Genomic DNA, 26,369 nt, shown 5'->3' with positions numbered 1-26,369 from the left:
TCCTTCAACTTTTTTTTTCAACCACGGCTGGGTCACCTTTCAAGGGCTGATCCAGCCGGACTTCTCCCTCCATCTCTCCCCCCTTTCCCCCTCCGCTTGACACAACCCTTCCCCGCTCCGATTATTAAGCCGTGATCTGCTGACGTCGTCAGCAACATGCCCCATGCAGCTCGGATCCGTAATGCTGCAGCACGAAGTCTGTGTGATCCACCAGCCCAAGGTCGTTTAGCTTCTGGTAGCACGACCGGTCGACCTCCGTCGATAGAAGCTCCTTCCGCAAACCCAGCGGGGAATACATTTCCCCGTTAGGGACAGTGTTTTCTCCGCATTTTTTAACCGCAGGAGAAACACCATGACCGCAATGTCCGCACCCTCCATCGGCTTCCGTTTTGGCTACGCGCTCGGCACCCTCACCCGTGAGTTCCTGCGCGCCATGAAACGTCCAGCCCCAGTAGTCCCAGCACATGTTCGGCCTGTTGTACAACTCGCGAACATAGCACCCACCCGCAGCGACTGGGATGAGCTTTGCCGCATTCCAACCCTCGCACGCCGCGGTGTTGATCTGAACCAGTGGTTCGAAAACAACACCAAAGCGGTACCACCGACCAAGCGCCGTACCCGTCAGCGCAAGCCGAGCAAACCCAAAGCATCAGAGCTGCGTATGGGCCCGCTGAACGACCTCATAGCTCCAGTTGCGATCTAACTCCCTCCAACCTCACCCAGTGCCAGGCACCCCACCTGGCAAGGTGAGGGCCTGGCGATCAAAGGAACGCCATGGTTTCAAAAAAACGTGCCGCTGTGGCAGACGACCTTCGCAAGATCGGAACGACGGCCGTTGCCGCCGCCCTCGTAGGTATCTTCCTCAGCACTAGCCGTCTCCTGACCGCTTTCGCCCTCGTGGTAGGTGTTGTAATCTGGATCACAGGCATTTACCTCACCCCGGAGGAATGACATGAGCCAAACCACATTCGGCATCCTCATGTTCACCGCCCTGCTCGTCATCTGCGTCGGCATGGCAGTTTGGGCCGATTGGCCTAATATCAAACGCCGGTGCCAGAAGATTCTTCGAGCACATTGATCATCGATTTTCCCTACTTAACCCTCCACCTGGAGGGTTTTTTTCTTTCAGGGCTTGACAATGTGTTTCTCCGTTTCCATCCTTGTGACCGTGAGCTGCTGACGTCGTCAGTAACCCAAGCCCGAGCAGTCATGATCTGAAAGACTGCTACACCCACTGCGGTGTTGATCTCCCCAAAATCGCCAAGCTTCCGGAAGCGCGATTGATCAATCGAGAGATTGATGGAAGCCCACCCAACTTGCTACATCCCAACCCACGCGGGGAATACTTTCCCCCATGGGCGAAGTGTTTCTCCGCTTTCGCTATTGAAACTGGAGAATCACCATGAGCAACCAATCCAACGAAGCCAAATTCTTCGACCTGCACACCACTGGCATCGGCTACCTCAACCGTATCCGTGAAGTAAGCCCCCGCAAGGGCAAGCCCTTCACCTGTGTCACCGTTGCAGCTTTGCACGGCGCGACTGATAAAGCCGAGTATTCCTACATCGACTGCAACGTTGTCGGTGCTGAGGCAGAATCGCTGGTTAAACGCTGCCAGCAGGCCGTTGAAGCCAAAAAGAAGGTGCTCGTCTCCTTCCGAATCGGCGACATCTGGGCTGACGCTTTCACCTATGATAAAGGCGACAAGAAGGGCCAGGCCGGCGCAAGCCTCAAAGGCCGTCTGCTCTTCATCGGCTGGATCAAAGTTGACGGCAAGCTGGTTTACGAAGCGAAGCCGAAAAATGCCACCCCGCCCACTGACAATCAGGGACAACCTGGTGTTGATCAAACGTTGAATCAGGAACAACCTGAGCAACCCGTGAATCAGGGACAGCCAGTCGCCGACCAATTCGGTGAGCAACTCGACCCTGTCCTCGGTAATGATCTTCCCAAGGAAGCCAACCAGGCTGCATAACCCCTATCAAGGCGCTGATTTCAGCGCCTTCATATTCTGCCAAGGAGGCAGTCATGAAAATCCTGTTCGCGTTGAACCTTCTAATCCTGGTCGCCGCTGTAATCCTCGGCGACATTGTTTTCGGTGCCTGCGCTTTCATTGGGCTGAGCGGTTTCGCGATTAACGTGCTCAACCGCAAAGCCAGCACAGTCCCGACTGCGCTCCCCCACTGATCACTAACCTGATTCCTACCCAATAGGGGACGACGATCCCCTTCGGGAGGCGTTTTCCTCACAAAGGACTTCGCCATGCCCTACTGCATCACTGTCGCTGGAGATATTCAGCAGTGCTTCCCTGACTTCGCTACCGCGCGCTCAGATATTCAGGAGCTGCGTAACCAGGGTCAGAAACCTAGGCTGTACTACTCGACCTCATTCGCGCATCTGGGCTGTGAGATCGATGATAACGGGGTGCGAATCCCAGACTACACGAACATGCAGTGGTGCGATTACGCCAAGCTGCTTCCTCACTTCGCCTCATCCTGGTCAATCACGGATGATGAACTGTCAAATGACAGATATCGTCTTGTTGATGTCTATGCGCAACTCAGCGGCCGTGAATACCATCTAGCTGACATGGCCTATGCCCGAGGCGAGATAACTCCCAAGGATCTTCGGGTTAATACATGCCTTATCAGGGTCATACAGGGTCTTATGGATCCGAATGATCTGTAGCATTTCACTTAACCGTATCGGGAACATCACCCGATCTGGCTGATGATCCTCAATGGAGAGACATCATGCCTCCGCTGAACTTCGAGCGAAATTTCGAACTCCTCTACGTACCAATCGATGCGACGTATGCCATCGTGCTGTAACAACCAGACATCCTTCGGCTGCGCTCTTATAAACCTTATCGGGTACATCACCCGAGCGGGTTGGTGACCCCCTCATCGGAGAATCACCATGTCTGAAGCCACCCAAGTCTTCAATGGCGTCATGTTCATCACCAATCCCTTCGAGAAACGAGTTGCCGGGGCCTTCATCCGCGTAGACGTGCTTGAGCGGCGGTTCGCGGACTCAATCAAAGCTAGCTCGAACCTCGCCCTGGATCGCTGTGGCCAACACTTCGAACTGTACGAGATGAGCCTGCTCACTACGCTGCGCGATCAGTATGCAGCTCTCACCTTTCCTCACGACCAGTTGTTCAAACGTGAGGCAGAACGGCAAGGCTTCCAGCTCGATGATGAGCACTACCGCGCTGTACAGGAAGCTAGTTCCAACCTCTGGGAAGAGATCTACGAAGACATGATCTGACCCACCCTGTATCACCAGTCCTCCACCCCGAAGGGTATCCCTTCGGGGGGACTTTCAAAGCAGACACCTGGCAACTGTGAGGCCTCAGCCTACAGTCCGGGAAACGAATTCCGTATTGGTTCACTGTCGTTGACAGTGCCTCCCGGAGCCAGGGTTTAAGGCTCCAGCGCGTTGCGCCAACCCACCCAAGATCGCCGAGCACTCGGCAGCGCGATCGCATCACCCAGTGATGGAGTGCCTTCTACATTACCTACCTGCGGGGATCTCATCCTCGCGGACGAGGCCTCGCTTTATTTGGAGACCTCATATGTCGTTTTCCCCCGCCTCATCCGAGGCATACCTCACCCTTCCTGTAGTCTTGGACAACCCGGCTTGGATGCGGGCGGTCTATCTCGAAAACCCCATGCGGGTGGCCGAGATGAGCCAACGCCTCGCCACTGTCGTCCAGGCGGCGTGGCAAGAGCTCAAGCAGCAGCCTCAGGCCAGTGCTCTGTCCTTCGGTGTGTACACGAAGCGCCACACCGGCCGCGACCGTGACTGGGTCGCCCTCATGTTGCAAATCGTGACCCCCGAGGACGAGCCATCCTACATCCAGATCCAGCTGCAGCACACTGCAGACCCCGCCTGACACAGCCATTTTTACTCACCCAGAGGGGTCACCCTCTGGGGTGGCTTCTCTCAACCAGGAGCACGCCACATGGCACAATCACCCAACCCATTCCACATCGCTACCGGCGATCACCCTGTACCTCATCCTTGCTACAGCCAAGCGTTCGAGATCGCCTCGGCACACTTGCCCGAGGAGGACTGGGAGGAGCTGCAGGCACTCGTAGAAACTGCTGATACAGCTCTGCTTCATTTCGAGTGCTTCACCCTGCCCGACAGTGACGCCATCGGCTTCAAACTTCTCAGTACGCCCTGGACCGACCAACATCTGGGACAGCACTGGGGGTACGACCTGTCGACACTTCAAGCTCTGCAAGCCGCCGAGGGTTTCAGCGAGGAGACCATCCAAGTGCTCACCCTTGCCGCTCAGGCTGAAGTGAGGTTCCTGGTCATCGACCCCAACAGCAACGTTCTCTACGGTCTGCCTCTGTTCGACTACTGATCACCTTCCACCTCGCGGGGAGCACCCGCTGGTGTTCCCCATGCCTTACGGGGAGCGCACATGATCTCCATCACCGGCCAGTTGGCCATCCGCACCATCTCCGGTCGACTCGGGCTCTTCAACGTCGGCCGCCTCAGTACCTCGATCGGTGAGTTCACCATCAAGGATGCTCTCCTGGATCAGTACCAGGAGGGTAAATACCGAGGTGACTTCGCAATCAAGCAGATTCGACCTTCGTACTACTCGCACGGCGGTCGACTCGTTGTTGAGATCAGGGCTGAACTTGAGGGCATGACCCTGGAGGATGTCACAGGTCTCAGTCGCGAGGACGAAGAACACCTGCCAACAAACGTCCCTGACCCTCTTGAAGAGGACGGGCCACCATCCACACCGATACCGCCACGTCGGACTCCAAATACACCGGCGCGACGGCCCCAAACTGATGCCTTCGCCTCGGATGAGCCCTTCGGGATGAGTCCAACGGCACCACCAAGCACGAACGACATCGATGCCGAGCTGTTTGGCACGGTGTGGCCACTGGGCGAAACCGTGAGGCTCGACACTACCGTTGACCGACAACGGCTTCGCGCCCAATGCACCCGACTGGACCAGCTCGGTTTCACCATGGACTTCAAAACTCAAACCTGGACCAGGGCCTCGCTTTAAAGCGCCCTGCCACACCACTGCCGTGGTCAACCTGAACCACGCACCCTGAGGGGCCTCCTCGGGGGGCTCCATTCTCTACCTGGAGCACCACCATGAACGCCATCTTCAGCAACTTGAGCAAACAAACCCTCGCGAACATCGAGGACCAGCTGTCCAACAACGAGGTGTCGACTGACGAGGAGCTCGTCGACCTGTTCATCGAGGAGTTGGAGCTCACACTGGACCAGGCGGAGGCCGCTATCCGCCTGCGTGACCAGTATCGCATCCAGATTTTCCTTGCTGGTCACGGGCCACTGCACAATGAGAAACCCGTGGTGTTCGATCCAGACACCAGGACCTTCAACTAACCACCAGACCACCCCGGGGGGCTTCCGCCCTCTGGGACGGACGCCTCCACTACGGAGGCCATCATGCACCCATCCCCCTTGTTCCAGATCGAAGAATGCCCGGACCTGTACGTCGACGCCTGTGTGTGCGACGAGCAACGCAACCTGGTGTTCATGTCGGCCTGGGGTCGTGACACCGCACTGCAGGAGTTTCTGGCCAGGCTCACACTTGGCCGAGAAGAGAATGGCATCGAGCAGTTCCACATTCTCGTCGACGGGCGGAGCATTCCCGTTTTCCCTAACCATGACCTACTGGAAAAGCGCACCACACGGCAATTCCGCGGCACCCTATTCGGCAGCATGTTGCACCTCTGGCTGTTCGATCGGCGCGCTTCGGTGCCCGACCAAGCCAATCACTTCGCTTTTGCCCTCCTGGAGCGCAATGAAGCCCCTCACCAACGGCTTTGGCCACTGGTGATCGAGACCTGCCCGCTTCCCCTTCTCCCCCACTGGCACGAGCCCGTGATGGAAGTCCTCACCCAGCACCGCATGCTGACTGCCCTACCCGGGGCGATCGGCAACGTCTGCGCCTGGCGGCTCGCTCTTCAGCTCGACGTGCTCGAGCCCTCCCTCGGAGAGCTGATCCGTCGCGGCGAACTCACTATCGAAGCTCAGGCGTAGGCCTGGGCTCACCTATGACTCAAGGAACGCTTATGGCCCTTATGTTTCCGCGCCTGGCGCGCAACTTTGCCCGCAACGGCTACTACCCCACCGATGAGATCACGCTCGAACGCACGCTGCAGGCGCTCACTCCCGCCACCTCGGGCAGGATGAGGATCTGCGACCCCTGCGCCGGCGAGGGTGTTGCCCTTGCTGAAGCAGCTCACCTCCTGGGCCGCGACCAGGTCCAAGCATTCGCCGTCGAGTACGATCGCGAACGCGCGGATCACGCGCGTGGCCTGCTCGATCGGGTGCTGCACAGCGACCTCTTCGACACCTTGATCAGCCGCCAGTCGTTCGGCTTGCTCTGGCTCAACCCACCCTACGGTGACCTCGTCGCGGATCACTCCGGTGCATCCCAGTACCAAGGCAGCGGCCGCCGGCGCTTGGAGAAAGCTTTTTATCAACGCTGCCTCCCGCTTCTGCAGTACGGCGGCGTCATGGTGCTCATCGTTCCTCACTACGTGCTGGACGACGAGTTCACTGGATGGCTGAGCAACCACTTCACCGAAATGCGTGTATACGGTGCTGCAGACCCCACCTTCAAACAGGTGGTGATCTTCGGCATCCGTGTACGTCGGCAGGACCTGGCCCGGGTTTCCACCAACCAGGTGAGGTCTCGCCTGCAGGCGATCGGCGCCGGCCAGGAGCAAGCTGAGGAGATCCCAGCCAACTGGACATGGGAGCCGTACCTCGTCCCGTCAGCTGCTAGCGAGCTGGAGCACTTCTACCGCATTACCCTGGAGCCGGAGCAATTCGCCTCCGAGATCCTGCGGTTGCGGGGCCTCTGGCCAGACTTCAACTTGCACTTCGGGAAAACCGGGCTTCAACCCCGAGCCCCTGTCCGCGAGCTTTCACGCTGGCACCTCGCACTGGCCCTGGCCGCCGGCGCAATCTCCGGTGTTGTACGTTCGAAGTCGGGGCGGACCTTGGTCGTGAAGGGTGATACCTACAAGGACAAGGTGCGCAAGACCGAATTCACTGAGGACGAGAAGGGTAACGTCTCAGAAGTCAGGATCCTCACCGACCGGTTCATTCCGATCATCCGCGCCTGGGAAATGACACCTTCCTCGGTGAACCACGGCCAGGTGCTGATCATCAGTTCCTCACCGGCGAGCAACGACGAAACGCCTGCAACCGACCAGTCAGTTGCAACGCCGCTGTTCAACCCGGGGCAGATCATGATGACCGCTGCTGTCAGCCATCTGGTCGAAACCGGGCAGCTCAACCCTACTCCCGCGCTGAAACGCCATCTTGCTGGCGACTGGGGTGAGCTATGCGATGACGATCGATCCTCCAATCAGCTCGCGCTTACCCATGGAGACCGTTTGTTCTCAAGCTACGACATCGACGCCGGCGACGAGTCCAGGCTCTGGATCATCACCGAAGCCGACCGCAGCTCCACTACCCTGCTACTTCCCAGCGACTACTGACCAGCGCCACAACAGCTCCCCACCCCACACCAACCCACAGGGTATGTCCATACCCGTCTGGGTTTGTGCATGCCCTGTTTTCCCTGCAGGAGATGCACATGAACGCACTGACCCAGGCGGCCGCCTCGGCCAACTCCCCCCTGAATATCAACCTGACCGATTTCATCGACGAGTTCGGCGACGAGCTCTTGGAATCTCTCAACCGCTCCAACCCTCCGGTCTACACCGGCAGCATTAACGAACAGCGGCAGGCCGTGATGGCGAACCTCAAGCGAACGCCATTCGTGGCGCAAGCTGAGGTTGTCCAAGCTATTGCGGCGCTACTGCTCGATCGCAACGAGCAAGCCGCGATCATCAACGCCGAGATGGGTACCGGGAAGACGATGATGGCCATCGCTGTCGCTGCAGTGATGCATGCATCAGGCTACCGTCGGACACTCGTCATCTCACCGCCCCACCTGGTCTACAAGTGGCGACGTGAGATCCTGGAAACCACGCCAGACGCCCGCGTCTGGGTACTCAACGGCCCGGACACGCTGGTCAAGCTGCTCAAGCTGCGTGACCAGTCGGGGCAAACCTACGACGGCCGGCCGGAGTTCTTCATTCTCGGCCGAGTCAGGATGCGGATGGGTTTCCACTGGCGACTCGCCTGCTGGAAACGGCGTACTGCAGGTGGCCAGCTGCTGGCAGCATGTCCAGATTGTGGCCAGGTCCTCGAGGACCTGGAGGGCAACCTGGTCACCGTGGACGAATTCGAGCGCGGTGATCGCCGTCGCAACTGCACGGCCTGCAACGCTGCCCTCTGGACGCTTATGCGCCCAGGCAAAGCCGATGGTGGGGACCGACGCTCGACGATCCTGAAGTCGATGTGCCGGATACCGACGATCGGCCCGGTCCGGGCGGACCGGCTGCTGAACGACTTCGGCGAGGACTTTCTGGCCTCGATGCTGGTGGACAACGTCTCAGAGTTCATCAACTTGATGGACGCGAAAGGCAACTTCGTCTTCAGCGACCGCCAGGCCAAACGCATGGAGCGGGCGATGGCCAACATCGAGTTCGGATTCGGCGAAGGCGGCTACCAGCCGACAGAGTTCATCAAGCGCTACTTACCCGATGGCTTCTTCGACCTGCTGGTTGTCGACGAGGGGCATGAGTACAAGAACAGCGGCTCGGCCCAAGGCCAGGCCATGGGAGTGTTGGCCGCGAAGGCGCGTAAAACCTTGCTCCTCACCGGGACCTTGATGGGGGGCTACGCCGACGACCTGTTCTACCTCCTGTTCCGCATCCTCACCCAGCGCATGATCGAGGACGGCTACCGACCCAACGCACGCGGCAGCATGGCGCCTGCAGCCATGTCGTTCATGCGCGATCACGGCGTGCTCAAGGACATCTACACCGAGCGCGATGGCGATTCGCACAAGACCGCCAAGGGCAAGAAGCTGTCGGTACGCACCGTGAAGGCCCCAGGCTTCGGCCCTAAAGGCATCCACCGGTTCGTGCTGCCATTCACCGTGTTCCTGAAACTCAAGGATATCGGCGGCAATGTGCTGCCCAGCTACCAGGAGGAATTCATCGACGTGCCCATGGCGCCGGAGCAGGCCTCGGCCTACCTGCGCTTGGCGGCCACGTTGACAGCTGAACTCCGCCAGGCTCTGGCCCGGAGAGACACCACCCTTCTGGGAGTGGTGCTCAATGTGCTGTTGGCCTGGCCGGATTGCTGCTTCCGATCGGAGATGGTCAAACATCCTCGCACCCGAGACACGCTAGCCTTTGTGCCGGCGCTCTTCGGCGACGATGAACTGATGCCCAAGGAGCAGGCGCTGCTGAACCTATGCCTCGAGGAGAAAGCGAAAGGCCGCAAGGTCCTTGCATACACCGTCTACAGCGGGACGCGCGATACCACGTCCAGGCTGAAGAAGGTCCTCGAGCAGGCCGGTCTGCGCGTTGCGGTACTGCGGGCCACGGTTGAAACGGCTCGGCGCGAGGACTGGATCCTCGACCAGGTCGACCGCGGTATCGACGTGCTGCTCACCAACCCGGAGCTGGTCAAGACCGGGCTGGACCTGCTGGACTTCCCAACCATCGCGTTCCTGCAGACGGGGTACAACGTGTACACCCTACAGCAAGCCGCGCGGCGGTCGTGGAGGATTGGGCAGAAACATCCGGTCCGCGTGATTTTCTTCGGCTACGCCGGCAGCTCGCAGATTACCTGCCTGCAACTGATGGCCAAGAAGATCGCGGTGGCGCAGAGCACTTCGGGCGATGTACCGGAATCCGGGCTCGACTCACTGAACCAGGATGGGGACTCTGTTGAAATGGCTCTTGCTAGACAGCTTATAGCTACATGAAAAAAGGGCCACCAATCGGTGGCCTTTTTCCCTGAATGCTATTACTCCGATTCGTAACCGAAGCCACGACAAATCTCCCACACTGCGAGAAACGGAGTTAACATCTGATAACCAAACATCACTTCTTGTTGGCCAGTTTCATATAGATAACAAACATATTCAGTATACACTTCCCTCAAGAGCCCAGTAGTATGCGCCTCCAAATTGTGTGTAAATACCGCATCCACCATACTCGTCTTGAACCCATACCAATCCGGCAGTCCAGTTTCGACATGTATTGATCGCGAATCATTCAGAAGGCAGAACTCCAGCTGATCGCGGACGGCTCGAATCAAACGACCGGTAAAGTCACTTTCCATCGTCTCAAGCCAGTTAAAGCGCTGACCGTCTTTGGTTAGCTGGTTATAAATTAACTGAACTTCAGTCAGCCTCCCGGGTGCAGATCTTCCCCCTATCTCATCATCCTCAGCATACGTTCTCACCGAAGAAAATGGATTCATTGCCGCCACAACAATCATATTAGGATAGGGGAATAGACCCGCGATCTCGCTCCACTTCTGAGAGGCATAAACTATAGAATGGAACCCTTTGGACTCTAAAACCTGCGCAATAGAGTTGCTTATTTGATTCAGCGCATCTTTTGCGTACTGCGGAGGCTCGCTATATTCAGAGTCTATCCAGCCTTTAATCAGCGGAAACGACATGGTCACACAGGTCATGGAGTGATCATTGAATACGTTATTCTCGAACCATTTGTAGTAATTCTCATCAGGGTAAAATACATTAAGACAATAGCGCCCATCCTGACAAGAAGGAATAAGAGATACAATGTTCTTCTTATTCAGCAATAGCTCTTGAACGTATGCATCCTTTACCGTTCTGGTCTCCATCGGCGCAACCAACACAGTGGTGATTGCCGTCTCGTTAACTCCAGGAAATATCGAGCAGAAGTGATTTGCATAGGCTAAGAGTTCAGTAAAAGCTTGGCGTTCGGTTTGCTGCGACTTTTTCAACTCGATGATAGTGATGCCCGTAGACTCTGAGCACCCAAAAAGATCCACGCGAGTCGGATGAGGACCATTTTTTTCAAGCCGTAGCTCCTTAGCCGTTAAGACCAATTCTTCCAGCTGATCCAGAATTTCATTTATGGCACGTTCAACCTTTCGGCGTAGCAAGAAATGAAGCGGTGGAAATTCTTCGCCGTACCACTCCACCGGCTCCCTCCGCCCTGCAATCAAAGAGGAAAAATCTTCTCTATGGTTATTGAATATATAATCCCTGAATGCATTCTCACTTATATTCAGCATAGCAACCTCTTCGATGTAGTCAAAGCGGCGGGCTAACGGAAGAATAGACTGGCGTACTGCGATCGCAAGCTTCACCAGTTAGCTCCTCAACCATCCGATTTTTGGCATCTACCCAGCCTTGGAATACTGTACTACGCTCGTGAATCAAAGGGTGATTTGCGATTGAGGCCGCTATTAAATACGCGATGGCCTGCCCTGCCTCAACGCAGACAAACAAGGCGTGGTTGACTTGCCAGCTATTTTCTCCGTACACGCTAGTAAGCTCAAACCCATGCAAACCTTCTCCAACCGACCCGGAGTCAGACAGATGACCAATCACAGACTTGGTGTTAGGGTGCGCACCAAAATCTATTGAGGCCTCGTAATACCCCCAGACATAATCGGCCATCACCGGATCACTGCACTTTAAAATATCCACAGCTTTTTTAGCAGTAAATACATTCCGACACCTCTTTACAGCATTATCCGACGAATGTCTTTCAAGCCAAACATCAGCCTTGGTAGCGTCATTTGCTATGAGATAAGCGTAACAGGCAGACTCTAACGCAGCTCTAACTATTGGAAAAACGCAAACAACATGCCCAGACAAGGCCTCTCTAATCCCAGCCAGAAGCATGGTATATGCATTTATCATAAGCAAGTTTGCTGTCGGCTCTTGTGAGAGCGGAATAGAGAAAATCTCATCGTGAAAAATATCATCCATCTCAGCAATCAAATGCATGAGCTCAGGGGCTTCATTTGCGTGAGCCTGGGTATTTTCCAGTGTGGCAACCAAGTAATCGCGGACCCTACCAACCTTTATTTTCAATCGATCACCTTGCATATTTACAGATATGTGTATTTTGTCCGACTTTACCCAAAACGGTTAAACCGGTTTTATCAGCTCCGGCCCCTGATTGCGAACATTCCCGACCTGTTTGCTCACTGGGAACCATTGAAAGTCGGTACTATGCCGGCAGCCTGTTTGGACTATTTCTGCCAGCCGTTCAGTTGTTATGCCTGGATCAATCCATTCTCGGGCAAGCTCAGGAGTAAGCACTAACGGCTTACGATCATGGATATCCACCAAACCTTCATCAGCCGCAGCAGTCACGATAACGAAGCCACTGCGTTCATCTGGTTCCAGCCCTGGATGAACCTCGGCCAACGCCGCGAAAAACAATGACCTACCGTCCGCCGCTTGGATGTAGTAAGGCTGCTTGCGCTTCGGATCTGCAACATCGGGTATCCACTCGAACCACCCATTGGCCGGCGCCAAGGCTCGGCCATTCGGCCAAAGCGACTTGAAGAACTTCCCTGTCATCACCGTCTCGGCCCGCGCATTGATCGGGTCGACCCTCTTCCCCTTCGCCCAGAAAGGCGACCATCCCCACTTCACCCGATCGACGTTCAGTCCTCCCGGGGCGGGCCTTATCACCTCCACGCGAGTAGAAGGCGCCACGTTGTAACGGTTGATCCGCTCATGGTCATATCCGTTGATGACCACCAGATCGAGGGCCAACTGCCGCAGGTAGTCGTCCATGCTCTCGTAGATCGAGTACCTCCCACACATACCCACCTCGCTCGTTTGTCGGCTGCCAGGCATCCGCGCATTGACGTAGGAACGCTCTGACAGTTTACTGTATAAATATACAGATATCCTTTTGAGTTGATCTGCCATGACCATCACCTTCCTGGGCGCGCCGACGGGCGGCCTTATGCTGCTGCCGGTGTACTCCTTCCGTGTGCCGGCCGGGTTCCCTTCGCCAGCGGCGGATCACCTGGAGCGTCACATCTCCCTCGACGAGCTGTTCGACCTGCGTGCACCTCACGTGTATCTGGTGCAGGTGGAGGGCGACAGCATGCAGGGCGCCGGGATCTTCTCGGGCGATCTTCTCATCGTAGACCGCAGTAGGGAGGCCGAGCACGGCGATATCGTGATCGCCGCGATCAACACCGAGCCCGTCTGCAAACGCCTTTATGGGGACGATAGAGAATTCGGAAAAAATCGTACGCTAAGCTTCGCGAGTTCTTGTAACCAATTCATTGTTTTTTCAATGGATGAAAGAAAATGGCGAAAGCTATTTGACAAACAAATCGGGATCTTATAACTTACCTACCAAGTAGTCGGTAGATGAAATAAAGCCATGAAACTCAATTCAGATCTTTCGCAGCGTGTTGTCGTCGAGCCTTCAAGCTTACAGTGGGTCGATTCGCCAGCGACCGGGATTCAACGCCAGTTACTGGAGCGTGATGGCGACGAAGTGGCGCGTGCCACCTCGATCGTGCGATACGCGCCGGGCTCCGCTTTTGAAAATCATAAGCACGACTTGGGCGAGGAGATTCTGGTCCTGGACGGCGAATTCAGCGACGAATCCGGGACCTTCGGGCCTGGGACTTACATCAAGAATCCACCAGGTTCTTCGCATGCACCGAGCTCCGCGACGGGTTGCACGTTGTTCGTCAAGCTGCGCCATCTTGATCTAGCCGACAGCCAACGCACCGTGGTCGACACCCGTAACGGCCCCTGGTTTCCAGGCCTCGTGCCGGGTCTGTCGGTGATGCCACTTTCTGAGTTCGACACACAACATACGGCTTTGGTGCGCTGGGCCCCGGGGACACGATTCAATTCGCATCGTCACTACGGCGGTGAAGAAATCTATGTGTTGGAAGGCGTCTTTGAGGATGAGTTCGGAAGCTACCCTACCGGCACATGGATGCGCAGTCCGCATTTGAGTGCTCACCGTCCCTTCAGCAATACAGGCTGCACCATCCTGGTCAAGACAGGCCACCTGCCAGTCGCCGAATCAAATGAGGCGCTTGCATGAAGCATTTCTCCGAAATCTCGCCGACCGCCGAGCGGGTGGTCGATGCCGCTGAAGGGTTGGTACAGCAGCACGGCTACAACGGCTTCTCATACGACGACGTGGCCCAGTTGGTAGGCATCAAAAAACCAAGTATCCACCACCACTTTCCCAAGAAGGGTGAACTCGTGGCCGTGGTCGCACAGCGCTACACGCACCGGTTTCGTGAGGAGTTGCTGAGCATCGAAGGGCAGCATGCGAAAGCGCCTGACAGGCTAACTGCGTATGCGGCACTTTTCGAACGCACCTTCGCCAAGGACCGGCGCCTTTGTGTCTGCGGCATGTTGGGTGCCGAGTCGGACTCGCTGCCGGACGCCGTTGTGAGCGAGGTCGAGCGATTCTTTAAAGTCAATCTCGACTGGTTGACTCTTGTCGTTGCCGATGGTCAGCGTGCCGCGCTGATCACCTCGAATTCCACCCCAGAGGCTCTCGCAGAGGCATTCTTGTGCGCGTTGGAAGGCTCGATGATGGTGGGCCGTGGCATGCGGTCGTCACGCGGACCGGCCGAAGTTGGAAACACTTTTCTTTCCACCGTGTTGACCTGAGGTCGGCACTTTTTTTGCAACACAACCCTACCATTTAGTTGGTAGTTAAGGAGATTATTATGAGTACTGAATTTAATGGCAAGAAGTTGTTGGTCATCGGCGGCACTAGCGGGATGGGACTGCAAACTGCCCGCATGGTTCTTGAGCAAGGCGGAAGCGTCGTCATCGTCGGTCACCGTGAAGACAAGGCCGAAGAGGCCCGCAAGGCGCTGTCGTCGTTGGGCACCGTGACCGCCCTGACTGCCGATCTCTCGCGAGCCGAAGATGTGAAGCGACTCCTGCATACCATCGATGAACACCACAAGGACATCAATCTTCTGGTCAACGCGGCTGGGGTGTTCTTCCCGAAGGCGTTTCTTGAGCACACGGAAAGTGATTACGAACAATATTTGACGTTGAATAAAGCGTTCTTCTTCATCACACAAAAAGTCGTGGCCAATCTCGTGGCCAGCGAGCGTCCCGGCGCCATTGTGAACATCGGCTCGATGTGGGGCAAGCAGGCGATTGCGGCTACGCCGTCGTCCGCGTATTCGATGGCAAAAGCAGGTTTGCATTCGCTGACCCAGCACCTTGCGATGGAGCTGGCATCCAAACAAATCAGGGTCAATGCCGTTTCTCCGGCGGTTGTCGAAACGCCGATTTACGAGGGATTCATACCCAAGGCCGAGGTTCATGGCGCCTTACAGGGATTCAACAGCTTCCACCCAATCGGCAGGGTTGGGACGCCACAAGACGTCGCCGAGGTCATCCTCTTCCTGTTGTCGGACAAGGCAGCATGGGTGACGGGCGCAATCTGGGACGTTGACGGCGGCGTGATGGCCGGGCGTAACACATAATGGGGGAACGAGAAATGAACACAAACATTAAAGGAACTCCCGGCAACGGGATCAACGTCGGCGCATTGCGTGAGTTTGCAGATCAGGTCGCAGCAAAGCCCGCCGCAGGCATCGCGACGTTCGGCGTCGTGACAACCTGGGAGGGTGGCACCCGGACGCGTGCGCGAACCATGCCGCTCGTACTAGGTGACACGGCCTTGGCGCGCGGCTTTGTCATCGACGCGGACGAACCGGCAGAATTGCTCGGTACCGACACGGCCGCTAATCCACAAGAATTGATCCTGGCTGCGTTGAACGCATGCATGACTGCAACCTACGCGGCAAATGCGGCGGCAATGAACATCGAGTTGCAATCGCTGACTATCCGCACGAAGGGAAGCCTCGATCTGAGAGGTTTTCTTGGAATCGATCCTGGGATCAATCCAGGGTACGACCAGGTCGAGTATGAGGTCGAAATGGAGTCGTCGGCGGATTCGGCGGCGCTGAAAGCATTGCACGCGCAGGTGCAGCGAACATCGCCGAATTACCACAACTTCGCGAGAGCCATTGATCTCAAGGCCAAGCTGACCATTCTCCAATGATCGAGTCAGTGTTTCCCGTGGTTGGCTGACGGGAGGCCAAACCAGATGCGCTATGACGGAAGGTTCAACCTTCCGTCATCACGTTCTCTGGAATACGCAGTGTCAATTTGAGGTATACCCTAACTGGATGTCAGGCAGGGCCGCGCCGCTTAGTCAGAATAGAGTCATCTTTCGCATTTTTGACACATGCCTGCGAAGGTCATAGATTTCAGCCTGACAGAAACGGGGTTTGAGGCACAACGGAACAGAAGGAGCACTTAAGCCGCCTTCAACCAAGGAGACATCGTGCAGGGGCACCGCATCGGCTACGTCCGGGTCAGCAGCTTCGACCAGAACCCGGAACGCCAGCTGGAACAGACACAGGTGAGCAAGGTGTTCACCGACAAGGCATCGGGCAAGGACACCCAGCGCCCCCAGCTCGAAGCGCTGCTGAGCTTCGTCCGCGAAGGCGATACAGTGGTGGTGCACAGCATGGACCGGCTGGCCCGCAACCTCGATGACCTGCGTCGCTTGGTACAGAAGCTGACTCAACGCGGCGTGCGCATCGAGTTCCTGAAGGAGGGCCTGGTGTTCACTGGCGAGGACTCGCCGATGGCCAACCTGATGCTGTCGGTGATGGGGGCCTTCGCTGAGTTCGAGCGCGCCCTGATCCGCGAGCGGCAGCGTGAGGGCATCACCTTGGCCAAGCAGCGTGGCGCGTACCGGGGCCGCAAGAAAGCCCTGTCCGATGAGCAGGCTGCTACCCTGCGGCAGCGAGCGACGGCCGGCGAGCCCAAGGCGCAGCTTGCCCGCGAGTTCAACATCAGCCGGGAAACCCTCTACCAGTACCTCCGCACGGACGACTGACACATGCCGCGTCGCTTGATCCTCTCGGCCACGGAGCGGGGCACCCTGCTCGCGTTGCCAGAAAGCCAGGATGACCTGATCCGCTACTACACCTTCAACGACTCCGACCTGTCGCTGATCCGTCAGCGGCGCGGCGACGCCAACCGCCTCGGCTTCGCCGTGCAACTCTGCCTGCTGCGCTACCCCGGCTATGCGTTGGGCACTGACAGCGAGCTGCCCGAACCGGTCATCCTGTGGGTGGCCAAGCAAGTCCAGACCGATCCGGCGAGTTGGACGAAGTACGGCGAGCGCGATGTGACCCGTCGCGAGCACGCCCAGGAACTGCGCACCTACCTTCAACTGGCCCCGTTCGGCCTGTCCGACTTCCGCGCCCTGGTGCGCGAGCTGACCGAACTGGCCCAGCAGACCGACAAGGGCTTGCTGCTGGCCGGCCAGGCGCTGGAGAGCCTGCGGCAGAAGCGACGCATCCTGCCGGCGTTGAGCGTGATCGACCGGGCTTGCTCGGAGGCCATTGCACGGGCCAATCGGCGGGTCTACCGCGCCCTGGTTGAACCGCTCACGGACTCGCATCGGGCCAAGCTGGACGAGCTGTTGAAGCTCAAGGCCGGCAGCAGCATCACCTGGTTGACCTGGCTGCGCCAGGCACCGCTGAAACCCAACTCTCGGCACATGCTTGAGCACATCGAGCGGCTGAAGACATTTCAGCTGGTGGACTTGCCCGAAGTCCTGGGCCGGCACATCCACCAGAACCGCCTGCTCAAGCTGGCCCGCGAGGGTGGGCAGATGACGCCCAAAGACCTCGGCAAGTTCGAGCCGCAGCGGCGCTATGCGACCCTGGCCGCCGTGGTGCTGGAGAGCACTGCAACCGTGATTGATGAGCTGGTGGATCTGCACGACCGCATCCTAGTCAAGCTGTTCAGCGGCGCGAAGCACAAGCATCAGCAGCAGTTCCAGAAGCAGGGCAAGGCGATCAACGACAAGGTGCGCCTGTACTCCAAGATCGGCCAGGCGCTGCTGGAGGCCAAGGAAGCCGGCAGCGACCCCTATGCCGCCATCGAGGCGGTGATCCCCTGGGACGAGTTCACCGAGAGCGTCAGCGAAGCCGAGCTGCTGGCCCGGCCGGAGGGCTTCGACCACCTGCACCTGGTCGGCGAGAACTTCGCCACCCTGCGCCGCTACACGCCGGCTCTGCTGGAGGTATTGGAGCTGCGCGCCGCCCCGGCCGCGCAGGGCGTGCTGGCAGCCGTGCAGACGCTGCGCGAGATGAACGCCGACAACCTGCGCAAGGTGCCGGCCGATGCTCCCACCGCCTTCATCAAGCCGCGCTGGAAGCCACTGGTGATCACCCCGGAAGGCCTCGACCGGCGCTTCTACGAAATCTGCGCCCTGTCCGAGCTGAAGAACGCCCTGCGCTCCGGCGACATCTGGGTCAAGGGCTCGCGGCAGTTCCGCGACTTCGACGACTACCTGTTGCCGGCCGAGAAGTTCGCCGCGCTCAAGCGGGAACAGGCCCTGCCGCTGGCGATCAACCCGAACAGCGACCAGTATCTGGAAGAGCGCTTGCAGCTGCTGGACGAGCAGTTGGCCACTGTCGCCCGCCTGGCCAAGGACAACGAGCTGCCCGATGCCATCCTCACCGAGTCCGGGTTGAAGATCACCCCGCTGGATGCGGCGGTGCCGGATCGGGCGCAGGCGCTGATCGACCAGACCAGTCAGTTACTGCCGCGCATCAAGATCACCGAACTGCTGATGGACGTGGACGACTGGACGGGCTTCAGCCGCCACTTCACCCACCTGAAGGACGGGGCCGAGGCCAAAGACCGGACGTTGCTGCTGTCCGCGATCCTCGGTGATGCGATCAACCTCGGGCTGACCAAGATGGCCGAGTCGAGCCCCGGTCTGACCTACGCCAAGCTGTCCTGGCTGCAAGCCTGGCACATCCGCGACGAGACCTATTCGGCGGCCCTGGCCGAGCTGGTCAACCACCAGTACCAGCATGCCTTCGCCGCCCACTGGGGCGACGGCACCACCTCATCCTCCGATGGCCAGCGTTTCCGGGCTGGCGGCCGGGGCGAGAGCACCGGACACGTCAACCCGAAGTACGGCAGTGAGCCGGGACGGCTGTTCTACACCCATATCTCCGACCAGTACGCGCCGTTCAGCACCCGCGTGGTGAATGTCGGCGTGCGCGATTCCACCTATGTGCTCGACGGCCTGCTGTACCACGAGTCCGACCTGCGGATCGAGGAGCACTACACCGACACGGCCGGCTTCACCGATCACGTCTTCGCCCTGATGCACCTGCTGGGCTTCCGTTTCGCGCCGCGCATCCGCGACCTCGGCGAAACCAAGCTGTACGTGCCGCAGGGCGTGCAGACCTACCCGACGCTGCGGCCGCTGATCGGCGGCACCCTGAACATCAAGCACGTCCGCGCCCATTGGGACGACATCCTGCGCCTGGCCAGCTCGATCAAACAGGGCACCGTCACTGCCTCGCTGATGCTGCGCAAGCTCGGCAGCTATCCGCGCCAGAACGGCCTGGCCGTGGCCCTGCGCGAGCTGGGCCGGATCGAACGCACGCTGTTCATCCTAGACTGGCTGCAAAGTGTTGAGCTGCGCCGCCGCGTGCATGCCGGCCTGAACAAAGGTGAGGCGCGCAACTCGCTGGCCAGGGCGGTGTTCTTCAACCGCCTTGGGGAAATCAGGGATCGGAGCTTCGAGCAGCAGCGCTACCGGGCCAGCGGCCTCAACCTGGTGACGGCGGCTATCGTGCTGTGGAACACGGTGTACCTGGAGCGCGCCACCCAGGGGTTGGTCGAGGCCGGCAAGCCGGTGGACGGCGAGCTGCTGCAATTCCTGTCGCCGCTGGGCTGGGAGCACATCAACCTCACCGGCGATTACGTCTGGCGGCAGAGCCGCAGACTGGAAGACGGGAAGTTTCGGCCCCTACGGATGCCCGGAAAACCTTAGCGTACGATTTTTTCCGAATTCTGCGAGCCCCCCTTCATGGTGCTCAAGCACTTTGGCTTCAGCACCGAAGCGATGTTCGCCAGCGCCGTGGCGGTGCATGCCAAGGGCCAGGCGATCATGGCCCCGGGCGGCCTGCTGTCGAATCCGGTGGATGCAATTTCGCTGGGCCTGGGCATGATGTTCGGTACCGCCGGCCTGCCCCATATCCTGATGCGCTTCTTCACCGTCAGCGACGCCAAGGAAGCGCGCAAGAGCGTGTTCTACGCCACCGGCTTCATCGGCTACTTCTACCTGCTGCTGATCGTCATCGGTTTCGGCGCCATCGTCATGGTCGGTACCGAGCCTGCGTATCGCGACGCGGCGGGCGCGATCATCGGTGGCGGCAACATGGTCGCCGTGCACCTGGCCCAGGCTGTGGGCGGCAACCTGTTCCTCGGCTTCATCTCCGCCGTGGCCTTCGCCACCATCCTGGCTGTGGTCGCAGGCCTGGCGCTGTCCGGTGCTTCTGCGGTTTCCCATGACCTGTATGCCTGCGTGGTACGCAAGGGCCAGGCCACCGAGCAGGAAGAAATGCGCGTGTCGCGGATCGCCACCTTGGTGATCGGCCTGCTCGCGGTGGTGCTGGGCCTGGTGTTCGAGTCGCAGAACATCGCCTTCCTGTCTGGCCTGGTGCTGGCCGTGGCGGCCTCGGTCAACTTCCCGGTGCTGCTGCTTTCGATGTTCTGGAAGGGCCTGACCACCCGTGGCGCGGTGTGCGGCAGCATGGCCGGGCTGGTGTCGGCCGTGCTGCTGGTGGTGCTCGGCCCTGCGGTGTGGGTCAACGTGCTGCACAACGAAACGGCATTGTTCCCCTACAGCAACCCGGCGCTGTTTTCGATGAGCCTGGCATTCCTCAGCGCCTGGGCGTTCTCGGTCACTGACAGCTCGGAGCGGGCCAAGGAAGAACGCGGCCGCTACCTGGCGCAGTTCATCCGCTCCATGACCGGTATCGGCGCCGCCGGCGCCAGCAAGCACTGATCTTTGACTCTGTCGGGTATAACAACAATGAACCGCACGCACCTGAAATCGGCCGCCTGGTTGGCCACCTTAGCCCTGCCGCTCCCGGCCCTGGCTGACTTCATCGACGACAGCCACGCACGGCTGGAACTGCGTAACCACTACATCAACCGCGACTTCCGCCAGAGCAACGCGCCCCAGGCCAAGGCCGAGGAATGGGCCCAGGGCTTTACTGCAAAAGTGGAATCGGGCTTCACCGAGGGCATGGTCGGCTTCGGCCTCGATGCCATGGGCCAGCTGGGCGTCAAGCTCGACTCCAGCCCTGACCGGCGCAACACTGGCCTGCTGCCGTTCGGCCCGAAAAGCCATGAGCCGGTCGATGACTACAGCGAGCTGGGCCTGACCGGCAAAGTGCGCGTGTCCAAGAGCACCCTGCGCCTCGGCACGCTACAGCCGATCCTGCCGGTGGTGGTGTACAACGACACCCGCCTGCTGGCCTCGACCTTCCAGGGCGGCCAGCTTACCAGCCAGGACATCGACCGCCTGACCGTCAACGCCGGGCGCCTGAGCAAGGCCAACCTGCGCGATTCGTCCGGCCGCGACGACATGGGCTATGGCGCTGTGACCAGCGACCACCTCGACTTCGGTGGTGGCAGCTACGCGCTGACCCCGCAGACCAGCGTCAGCTATTACTACGCCAAGCTTGAAGACATCTACCGCCAGCAGTTCGTCGGCCTGATCGACACCCGCCCGCTGGGCGAAGGCCTGAGCCTGCGCAGCGACCTGCGCTACTTCGACAGCCGCAACGACGGCGCCGAGCGCGCCGGCAACATCGACAACCGCAACTTCAACGCCATGTTCACCCTCGGCGTGCGGGCCCACAAGTTCAACGCCACCTGGCAGCAGATGTCCGGCGACAGTGCGTTCCCGTTCGTCAACGGCGGTGACCCGTTCACCGTCAACCTGGTGACCTACAACACCTTCACCCGCGCCGGGCTGGACTCATGGCAGCTGCGCTACGACTACGACTTCGTCGCCCTGGGCATCCCCGGCCTGAGCTTCATGACCCGCTACACCGACGGCCACCATGCCGAAACCGCCACGGTCAGCAACGGCCGTGAGCGCGAACGCGACACCGACCTCACCTACGTCATCCAGAGCGGCCCGTTCAAGGACGTCAGCCTACGCTGGCGCAACGTCACCTTCCGTTCCGGCAATGGCCTGACCAATGCCGTGGACGAAAACCGCCTGATCATCGGCTACACCCTGGCGCTGTGGTAACAGCGCCCACAAGAGGAAAACAGCATGTCTGACGCCCCAACCCTGCAGAGCTTCATTGCTGGCCGCTGGATCGGCCAGCACGGCGCCCAGGCCCTGCGCAGCGCCCTGGACGGCCACGTCCTGGCCTACAGCCACGAAGAACGCCCGGATTTCGCCGAAGCCGTGAACTTTGCCCGCGCGCGTGGCCTGGCCGAGCTGATGGCCATGGACTTCCAGCAACGCGCCCAGCGCCTCAAGGCCCTGGCTCTGTACCTGGCCGAGCGCAAAGAACAGCTCTACGCCTTGTCCCACCACAGCGGTGCAACCCGCGCCGACAGCTGGATCGACATCGAGGGCGGCAATGCCACGCTGTTCAGCTACGCCGGCATCGGCAGCCGCGAACTGCCGTCGGGCAATCTGGTGCATGAAGGGCCGGCGATCCCGCTGGGCAAGCAGGGACACTTCGCCGGTAGCCATATCCTGGTGCCGCGCGCCGGCGTGGCTGTGCACATCAACGCCTTCAACTTCCCGATCTGGGGCATGCTGGAGAAATTCGCGCCGACCTTCCTGGCCGGCATGCCGTGCATCGTCAAGCCGGCCACCTCGACCAGCTACCTGACCGAGGCCGTGGTGCGCCTGATGAACGACTCCGGGCTGCTGCCAGCAGGTAGCCTGCAGCTGGTGATCGGCAGCACCGGCGACCTGCTCGACCGTCTGCAGGGCCAGGATGTGGTGACCTTCACCGGCTCCGCCGACACTGCCGCGAAACTGCGCGTCACGCCCAATCTGATCCGCAACTCGGTACCGTTCACCGCCGAGGCCGATTCGCTCAACTGCGCCATCCTCGGCCCGGATGTCAGCCCGGACAGCCAAGAGTTCGAGCTGTACATCAAGGAAGTGGTGCGGGAAATGACCACTAAGGCCGGTCAGAAGTGCACCGCCATCCGCCGCGCCATCGTCCCGGCCAAGCACGTCGATGCGGTGGCTAGCCGCCTGCGCGAGCGCCTGAGCAAGGTCGTGGTCGGTGACCCATCGGTGGAAGGCGTGCGCATGGGGGCTTTGGCCTCCCATGACCAGCAACGCGACGTCGGCGAGCGTGTGCGCAGCCTGCTGCAGAGCTGTGACCAGCTGTTCGGTGCCAGCGATGGCTTTGCCCCGCGAGGTGAGGGCGTTGGCGAAGGCGCGTTCTTCGCCCCGACCCTGCTCCAGGCCCGCGACCCGCATGCCGAGGGCGGCGCCCATGACATCGAGGCGTTCGGCCCGGTCAGCACGTTGATGGCCTATGACGACCTGGATGAAGCGTTGGCCCTGGCTGCACGCGGCAAAGGCAGCCTGGTGGCGACCCTGGTCACCGCCGACCGCGCCGTCGCCGCCAAGGCCATCCCGGTAGCCGCCGCCTGGCACGGGCGCCTGCTGGTGCTCGACAGTGAAGCAGCCAAGGAATCCACCGGCCACGGCTCGCCGCTGCCGCAGCTCAAGCACGGCGGCCCGGGCCGCGCCGGGGGTGGCGAGGAGCTCGGCGGCCTGCGGGCGGTCAAGCACTACCTGCAACGCGCCGCAGTGCAGGGTTCGCCCAGCATGCTGACCGCCGTTACCGGCGAGTACGTGCGCGGCGCCGAAGTGATCGAAACCGAAGTGCATCCGTTCCGCCGCTACTTCGACGACCTGCGTATCGGTGAATCGCTGCTGACCCACCGTCGCACCGTGACCGAAGCCGACCTGGTCAACTTCGGTTGCCTGTCCGGCGACCATTTCTACATGCACTTCGACGAGATCGCGGCCAAGGAATCGCAGTTTGGCAAGCGCATCGCCCATGGCTACTTCGTGCTCTCCGCTGCGGCCGGGCTGTTCGTCTCGCCAGGCGCCGGGCCGGTACTGGCCAACTACGGGCTGGACACCCTGCGCTTCATCAACCCGGTCGGGATTGGCGACACCATCCAGGCGAGGCTGACCTGCAAGCGCAAGATCGACCAGGGCAAGACCAGCCCGCTGGGGCAGCCGCAAGGCGTTGTCGCGTGGGATGTGGAGGTGACCAACCAGCTGGGTGAGCTAGTAGCCAGTTACGACATCCTGACGCTGGTGCTGAAGAAGGCCTGATAGATGGGTTGCCTGTGCGGGCCTCTTCGCGGGACAAGCCCGCTCCTACAACGATTGTGATCTCCTGTAGGAGCGGGCTTGTCCCGCGAAGAGGCCCGCACAGGCGCCACATAAAGGCACATAGCCACCTCGTACATCCGCCCTAATGCCCTGCCCGCTCCTCGGCGCTATAGTCCGGCCATCCGCCACACCCCACGCCAAGGAAGCCTCCACCATGAAATCCGCCAAGCTCCTGCTGAGCGCTGCCGTCCTGTTCACCGTCGCCGGCTGTCAGACCATCAAACCCTCCGACCAAACCCTCAAGGAGCGCGCCGAGTTCGCGCTCAACACCCCGGTTACCAAGGTCGCCAACGTGCGCAACGACAGCACCCTCACCTACTACACCGTTACCACCGCCAAGGGCGAATACAACTGCCAGATGCCCAGCGGAGCCATCGTTGCGGTCGGTAGCATGGGCCTGTATGAGCCCACCCCGTCCTGCCTGAAGGAAGGCCAGGCGATCATCTTGCAGTGATGCTGCCGCCGCCCCCGGCGCCGCGCTCCAGCTCCGGAGCCGCCGGCACCTCGCGCAAGGCCCGCAGGGCCGCGCGCAATTCCGCCGGGCGCACCGGCTTGGACAGGATTGCGATATTGCGCCCCTGCACAATTGCCTGGATCTTCTCCAGGTCATGCCCGGTCATGATCAAGGCCGGCAGTTCCCAGCCCCGCTGCGCCCGCAAGCTGTCGATGCAATCGACCCCGGTGGCCTCCTGGCCAAGATCGTAGTCGGCGACGATCACGTCACAATGGCTGACCAATCCCATGGGTGAACCATGCGCTTCAACTTCGCAGCCCCAACGCTGCAGCAGTGCCGAGGTCGCACGCAATACGTTGTGATCATCCTCCACCAGGCACACCTTCAGGCCGCCGAGCATGGCATCCGGCAACACGCGCTGTTCGCTACGTTGGGGCACTGGCTGTGCGGCCAGCCGCGGCAAGCCCTGCAGGCTAACGGCCGTACCATGGCCTACGCGAGAACGCAGTTGCACCTGCAAACCCATCAAATGCCCCAGGCGCTTGACGATCGACAGGCCCAGGCCAACCCCTTCGACGTCCTTGTCACGCACCTGGCGCACCCGGTAAAACTCTTCGAAGACCAAGCCCTGATGCACCTCCTCGATTCCGCGCCCCTGGTCATAGACCACGATGGCCAGCGCTTCACCCTGACGCCGCACGCCGATCAGCAGCGGCCGCTGGGCGGCGTACTTGAAGCTGTTGGACAGCACGTTCTGCACCATGGTGGCAAGCATGCCGCGGTCAGCGTGGGTCCAGTGCGCACAAGGGCGCAAGCGCATCTCGACGCCCGCCCAGCGCGCCGCCTCGGCGTTCTGGCGCAGCAGTTCGGCAAGAAACTCATGCAACGCAAAGGCCTCGCACTTCGGTTGCACCCGGCCATTGTCCAGCGTGTACAGGTCGAGGATCGAGCGGAACAGCTGCGACACGTTGAGCAGCGAGCGGTCGATGCTGTCCACCAGGCGCCGTTCCTGCTCGGCCAGCGGCGCTTCGCGCAGGCAGGCGGTGAACAGGCCGATGGAGTGGATCGGTTGGCGCAGGTCGTGGCTGGCCTGGGCCAGGAAGCGCGATTTCTCCCGGGTGGCGGCCATCGCCAGCTCCGAGGCCTTGCGCGTGCGCTCCAGCAGCATATGGGCGTAGAGCGGGATGACCGTACTGGTGGTGAGCAGCATCAGCACCATGAACGGGTTGGCCTGCCAGTAAGGGTTGAGCTGGTACACCGCCACCAGCGCGGTCAGCGCCAGCACCGTGGCGATGGCCAGGTAGCGGGTACCGAAGCGCATGCCGTTGCCCAGGTTGACCCAGACCATCACTGCATACAGCGGCAGCGCCGCTTCGCCGCCAAGCACCAGGCCGAAGCAGGTGCCGGTGTAGTCGTGCACGATGCCCAGCACCCGCCGCCACGGGTAATGCCCCGGCCAGCGGGCGATGGCTTGGCGCAGGCCGATCGACAGCACGATGAAGCTGATGATGTAGTAGATCACCGGCAGGTAGCTGTCGATCGATTCACCCGGCAGGAAACCCAGCACGGTGATGTAGACCAGCGCGCAACTGGCGACGATGACGCGCAGGTTGGCCTGGTCGAGTTCGTTGTTCTTGTTGTAGTCCATGGTCGACGTCCTTGTGCACGGGGTCGCATAAACGCCCGCTTGGCGCAGCGCTTGC

The 26,369-nt window shown here is 60.0% G+C and carries 27 protein-coding genes and 1 pseudogene; 24 read left to right on the top strand and 4 right to left on the bottom strand.

Annotation, left to right across the window (positions count from 1 at the left end):
- Window positions 1–352: 352 nt before the first annotated feature.
- The 13 genes from BGP85_RS28635 to BGP85_RS05025 all read left to right on the top strand — a co-directional run bounded on the left by BGP85_RS28635 (window position 353) and on the right by BGP85_RS05025 (window position 9,871).
- Window positions 353–703 carry a hypothetical protein gene (locus BGP85_RS28635; RefSeq protein ID WP_023629572.1) on the top strand — a complete coding sequence of 117 codons (351 nt, stop codon included), beginning with the start codon at window positions 353–355 and terminating at the stop codon, window positions 701–703.
- A gap of 249 nt (window positions 704–952) precedes the next feature.
- Window positions 953–1,078 carry a hypothetical protein gene (locus BGP85_RS29140; protein ID WP_023629570.1) on the top strand — a complete coding sequence of 42 codons (126 nt, stop codon included), beginning with the start codon at window positions 953–955 and terminating at the stop codon, window positions 1,076–1,078.
- A 324-nt stretch (window positions 1,079–1,402) separates the two neighbouring features.
- Window positions 1,403–1,975 (top strand): STY4534 family ICE replication protein, encoded by a 573-nt coding sequence (locus tag BGP85_RS05070; RefSeq protein WP_028692967.1) that lies wholly within the window; start codon window positions 1,403–1,405, stop codon window positions 1,973–1,975.
- A gap of 53 nt (window positions 1,976–2,028) precedes the next feature.
- A complete protein-coding gene (locus BGP85_RS28845) occupies window positions 2,029–2,187 on the top strand; it encodes a hypothetical protein (RefSeq protein WP_023629568.1) in 159 nt (52 codons plus the stop codon).
- A gap of 75 nt (window positions 2,188–2,262) precedes the next feature.
- On the top strand, window positions 2,263–2,688 hold the full coding sequence (locus tag BGP85_RS05065) for a hypothetical protein (RefSeq protein ID WP_023629567.1): 426 nt from the start codon (window positions 2,263–2,265) through the stop codon (window positions 2,686–2,688).
- A 231-nt stretch (window positions 2,689–2,919) separates the two neighbouring features.
- Complete coding sequence (locus BGP85_RS05060) at window positions 2,920–3,270, top strand: hypothetical protein (RefSeq protein ID WP_023629565.1); 351 nt, start codon at window positions 2,920–2,922, stop codon at window positions 3,268–3,270.
- 307 nt (window positions 3,271–3,577) lie between these two features.
- Window positions 3,578–3,898 carry a hypothetical protein gene (locus BGP85_RS05055; protein ID WP_031314724.1) on the top strand — a complete coding sequence of 107 codons (321 nt, stop codon included), beginning with the start codon at window positions 3,578–3,580 and terminating at the stop codon, window positions 3,896–3,898.
- 69 nt (window positions 3,899–3,967) lie between these two features.
- A complete protein-coding gene (locus BGP85_RS05050) occupies window positions 3,968–4,378 on the top strand; it encodes a DUF5983 family protein (RefSeq protein WP_023629564.1) in 411 nt (136 codons plus the stop codon).
- Between the two features lie 60 nt (window positions 4,379–4,438).
- The gene (locus BGP85_RS05045; RefSeq protein ID WP_023629563.1) at window positions 4,439–5,044 is read left to right on the top strand and encodes a DUF3275 family protein; all 606 of its coding nucleotides are present in this window, start codon (window positions 4,439–4,441) and stop codon (window positions 5,042–5,044) included.
- A 92-nt stretch (window positions 5,045–5,136) separates the two neighbouring features.
- The gene (locus BGP85_RS05040; protein WP_023629562.1) at window positions 5,137–5,391 is read left to right on the top strand and encodes a hypothetical protein; all 255 of its coding nucleotides are present in this window, start codon (window positions 5,137–5,139) and stop codon (window positions 5,389–5,391) included.
- A gap of 63 nt (window positions 5,392–5,454) precedes the next feature.
- A complete protein-coding gene (locus BGP85_RS05035; protein ID WP_023629561.1) occupies window positions 5,455–6,051 on the top strand; it encodes a hypothetical protein in 597 nt (198 codons plus the stop codon).
- A 32-nt stretch (window positions 6,052–6,083) separates the two neighbouring features.
- Window positions 6,084–7,523 carry a DUF6094 domain-containing protein gene (locus tag BGP85_RS05030; RefSeq protein ID WP_023629560.1) on the top strand — a complete coding sequence of 480 codons (1,440 nt, stop codon included), beginning with the start codon at window positions 6,084–6,086 and terminating at the stop codon, window positions 7,521–7,523.
- Between the two features lie 98 nt (window positions 7,524–7,621).
- Window positions 7,622–9,871 carry an SNF2-related protein gene (locus BGP85_RS05025; RefSeq protein ID WP_028692964.1) on the top strand — a complete coding sequence of 750 codons (2,250 nt, stop codon included), beginning with the start codon at window positions 7,622–7,624 and terminating at the stop codon, window positions 9,869–9,871.
- Window positions 9,872–9,912: 41 nt separating this feature from the next.
- Here the strand turns inward: BGP85_RS05025 and BGP85_RS05020 are convergent, their stop codons facing one another.
- From BGP85_RS05020 to BGP85_RS05010, 3 genes are read right to left on the bottom strand one after another with little or no spacing between them, the layout of a single operon-like run.
- Window positions 9,913–11,253, bottom strand: a complete 1,341-nt coding sequence (locus tag BGP85_RS05020; RefSeq protein WP_028692963.1) for a hypothetical protein — start codon at window positions 11,251–11,253, stop codon at window positions 9,913–9,915.
- Window positions 11,198–11,986, bottom strand: a complete 789-nt coding sequence (locus tag BGP85_RS05015; protein WP_081011201.1) for a hypothetical protein — start codon at window positions 11,984–11,986, stop codon at window positions 11,198–11,200. Before BGP85_RS05015 ends, BGP85_RS05020 begins: the two co-directional genes overlap by 56 nt.
- 57 nt (window positions 11,987–12,043) lie before the next feature.
- Window positions 12,044–12,730 (bottom strand): SOS response-associated peptidase family protein, encoded by a 687-nt coding sequence (locus BGP85_RS05010; protein ID WP_028692962.1) that lies wholly within the window; start codon window positions 12,728–12,730, stop codon window positions 12,044–12,046.
- A gap of 106 nt (window positions 12,731–12,836) precedes the next feature.
- Here BGP85_RS05010 and BGP85_RS05005 point away from each other — a divergent pair, with 106 nt between their 5' ends.
- From BGP85_RS05005 to BGP85_RS04955, 11 genes and pseudogenes are all read left to right on the top strand, one after another.
- Window positions 12,837–13,268 carry a LexA family protein gene (locus BGP85_RS05005; RefSeq protein ID WP_232881378.1) on the top strand — a complete coding sequence of 144 codons (432 nt, stop codon included), beginning with the start codon at window positions 12,837–12,839 and terminating at the stop codon, window positions 13,266–13,268.
- A gap of 36 nt (window positions 13,269–13,304) precedes the next feature.
- Window positions 13,305–13,985 carry a cupin domain-containing protein gene (locus BGP85_RS05000; protein ID WP_004574802.1) on the top strand — a complete coding sequence of 227 codons (681 nt, stop codon included), beginning with the start codon at window positions 13,305–13,307 and terminating at the stop codon, window positions 13,983–13,985.
- On the top strand, window positions 13,982–14,566 hold the full coding sequence (locus tag BGP85_RS04995; RefSeq protein WP_004574803.1) for a TetR/AcrR family transcriptional regulator: 585 nt from the start codon (window positions 13,982–13,984) through the stop codon (window positions 14,564–14,566). Before BGP85_RS05000 ends, BGP85_RS04995 begins: the two co-directional genes overlap by 4 nt.
- 59 nt (window positions 14,567–14,625) lie before the next feature.
- Window positions 14,626–15,402, top strand: a complete 777-nt coding sequence (locus tag BGP85_RS04990) for an SDR family NAD(P)-dependent oxidoreductase (protein WP_004574804.1) — start codon at window positions 14,626–14,628, stop codon at window positions 15,400–15,402.
- Window positions 15,403–15,416: 14 nt separating this feature from the next.
- Window positions 15,417–15,983, top strand: coding sequence for an OsmC family protein (locus tag BGP85_RS04985; RefSeq protein WP_004574805.1), 567 nt, complete (start codon window positions 15,417–15,419; stop codon window positions 15,981–15,983).
- Window positions 15,984–16,268: 285 nt separating this feature from the next.
- Entirely contained in the window at window positions 16,269–16,829 is a 561-nt protein-coding gene (locus BGP85_RS04980; protein ID WP_010921730.1) for a recombinase family protein, read from the top strand.
- A gap of 3 nt (window positions 16,830–16,832) precedes the next feature.
- Window positions 16,833–19,799, top strand: coding sequence for a Tn3-like element TnAs1 family transposase (locus tag BGP85_RS04975; protein WP_010921731.1), 2,967 nt, complete (start codon window positions 16,833–16,835; stop codon window positions 19,797–19,799).
- A gap of 33 nt (window positions 19,800–19,832) precedes the next feature.
- A pseudogene (locus tag BGP85_RS04970) lies at window positions 19,833–20,816 on the top strand (sodium:solute symporter family transporter); the annotation flags it as partial.
- Between the two features lie 27 nt (window positions 20,817–20,843).
- Window positions 20,844–22,076 (top strand): OprD family porin, encoded by a 1,233-nt coding sequence (locus BGP85_RS04965; RefSeq protein WP_103447397.1) that lies wholly within the window; start codon window positions 20,844–20,846, stop codon window positions 22,074–22,076.
- Window positions 22,077–22,100: 24 nt separating this feature from the next.
- Window positions 22,101–24,152 (top strand): phenylacetic acid degradation bifunctional protein PaaZ, encoded by a 2,052-nt coding sequence (gene paaZ, locus BGP85_RS04960; RefSeq protein WP_103447398.1) that lies wholly within the window; start codon window positions 22,101–22,103, stop codon window positions 24,150–24,152.
- 214 nt (window positions 24,153–24,366) lie between these two features.
- Window positions 24,367–24,666 carry a hypothetical protein gene (locus tag BGP85_RS04955; RefSeq protein WP_103447399.1) on the top strand — a complete coding sequence of 100 codons (300 nt, stop codon included), beginning with the start codon at window positions 24,367–24,369 and terminating at the stop codon, window positions 24,664–24,666.
- On the opposite strand, the gene BGP85_RS04950 is transcribed toward BGP85_RS04955, so the two are convergent.
- Window positions 24,653–26,314 (bottom strand): ATP-binding response regulator, encoded by a 1,662-nt coding sequence (locus BGP85_RS04950; protein WP_103447400.1) that lies wholly within the window; start codon window positions 26,312–26,314, stop codon window positions 24,653–24,655. The genes BGP85_RS04955 and BGP85_RS04950 overlap by 14 nt on opposite strands.
- Between the last annotated feature and the right edge of the window lie 55 nt (window positions 26,315–26,369).

Origin of the sequence: Pseudomonas putida, from assembly GCF_002906855.1 — a bacterium.
In the GTDB taxonomy this organism is placed as follows: Bacteria; Pseudomonadota; Gammaproteobacteria; order Pseudomonadales; family Pseudomonadaceae; genus Aquipseudomonas; species Aquipseudomonas putida_N.
Note: the sequence above shows the minus strand (reverse complement) of the source record. Positions and strands in the feature narration are given on the sequence as shown.

What these genes read in the sequence shown, in the direction of transcription:
- BGP85_RS04985 (WP_004574805.1), top strand. Translation starts at nt 15,417, where the DNA reads ATGAACACAAACATTAAAGGAACTCCCGGCAACGGGATCAACGTCGGC.
- BGP85_RS04955 (WP_103447399.1), top strand. Translation starts at nt 24,367, where the DNA reads ATGAAATCCGCCAAGCTCCTGCTGAGCGCTGCCGTCCTGTTCACCGTC.
- BGP85_RS05010 (WP_028692962.1), bottom strand. Translation starts at nt 12,730, where the DNA reads ATGTGTGGGAGGTACTCGATCTACGAGAGCATGGACGACTACCTGCGG.
- BGP85_RS29140 (WP_023629570.1), top strand. Translation starts at nt 953, where the DNA reads ATGAGCCAAACCACATTCGGCATCCTCATGTTCACCGCCCTGCTCGTC.
- BGP85_RS04975 (WP_010921731.1), top strand. Translation starts at nt 16,833, where the DNA reads ATGCCGCGTCGCTTGATCCTCTCGGCCACGGAGCGGGGCACCCTGCTC.
- BGP85_RS05050 (WP_023629564.1), top strand. Translation starts at nt 3,968, where the DNA reads ATGGCACAATCACCCAACCCATTCCACATCGCTACCGGCGATCACCCT.
- BGP85_RS05025 (WP_028692964.1), top strand. Translation starts at nt 7,622, where the DNA reads ATGAACGCACTGACCCAGGCGGCCGCCTCGGCCAACTCCCCCCTGAAT.
- BGP85_RS04995 (WP_004574803.1), top strand. Translation starts at nt 13,982, where the DNA reads ATGAAGCATTTCTCCGAAATCTCGCCGACCGCCGAGCGGGTGGTCGAT.
- BGP85_RS05000 (WP_004574802.1), top strand. Translation starts at nt 13,305, where the DNA reads ATGAAACTCAATTCAGATCTTTCGCAGCGTGTTGTCGTCGAGCCTTCA.
- paaZ (WP_103447398.1), top strand. Translation starts at nt 22,101, where the DNA reads ATGTCTGACGCCCCAACCCTGCAGAGCTTCATTGCTGGCCGCTGGATC.
- BGP85_RS05055 (WP_031314724.1), top strand. Translation starts at nt 3,578, where the DNA reads ATGTCGTTTTCCCCCGCCTCATCCGAGGCATACCTCACCCTTCCTGTA.
- BGP85_RS05030 (WP_023629560.1), top strand. Translation starts at nt 6,084, where the DNA reads ATGGCCCTTATGTTTCCGCGCCTGGCGCGCAACTTTGCCCGCAACGGC.
- BGP85_RS04990 (WP_004574804.1), top strand. Translation starts at nt 14,626, where the DNA reads ATGAGTACTGAATTTAATGGCAAGAAGTTGTTGGTCATCGGCGGCACT.
- BGP85_RS05060 (WP_023629565.1), top strand. Translation starts at nt 2,920, where the DNA reads ATGTCTGAAGCCACCCAAGTCTTCAATGGCGTCATGTTCATCACCAAT.
- BGP85_RS28635 (WP_023629572.1), top strand. Translation starts at nt 353, where the DNA reads ATGACCGCAATGTCCGCACCCTCCATCGGCTTCCGTTTTGGCTACGCG.
- BGP85_RS05065 (WP_023629567.1), top strand. Translation starts at nt 2,263, where the DNA reads ATGCCCTACTGCATCACTGTCGCTGGAGATATTCAGCAGTGCTTCCCT.
- BGP85_RS05040 (WP_023629562.1), top strand. Translation starts at nt 5,137, where the DNA reads ATGAACGCCATCTTCAGCAACTTGAGCAAACAAACCCTCGCGAACATC.
- BGP85_RS05035 (WP_023629561.1), top strand. Translation starts at nt 5,455, where the DNA reads ATGCACCCATCCCCCTTGTTCCAGATCGAAGAATGCCCGGACCTGTAC.
- BGP85_RS05005 (WP_232881378.1), top strand. Translation starts at nt 12,837, where the DNA reads ATGACCATCACCTTCCTGGGCGCGCCGACGGGCGGCCTTATGCTGCTG.
- BGP85_RS05070 (WP_028692967.1), top strand. Translation starts at nt 1,403, where the DNA reads ATGAGCAACCAATCCAACGAAGCCAAATTCTTCGACCTGCACACCACT.
- BGP85_RS05045 (WP_023629563.1), top strand. Translation starts at nt 4,439, where the DNA reads ATGATCTCCATCACCGGCCAGTTGGCCATCCGCACCATCTCCGGTCGA.
- BGP85_RS04965 (WP_103447397.1), top strand. Translation starts at nt 20,844, where the DNA reads ATGAACCGCACGCACCTGAAATCGGCCGCCTGGTTGGCCACCTTAGCC.
- BGP85_RS04950 (WP_103447400.1), bottom strand. Translation starts at nt 26,314, where the DNA reads ATGGACTACAACAAGAACAACGAACTCGACCAGGCCAACCTGCGCGTC.
- BGP85_RS28845 (WP_023629568.1), top strand. Translation starts at nt 2,029, where the DNA reads ATGAAAATCCTGTTCGCGTTGAACCTTCTAATCCTGGTCGCCGCTGTA.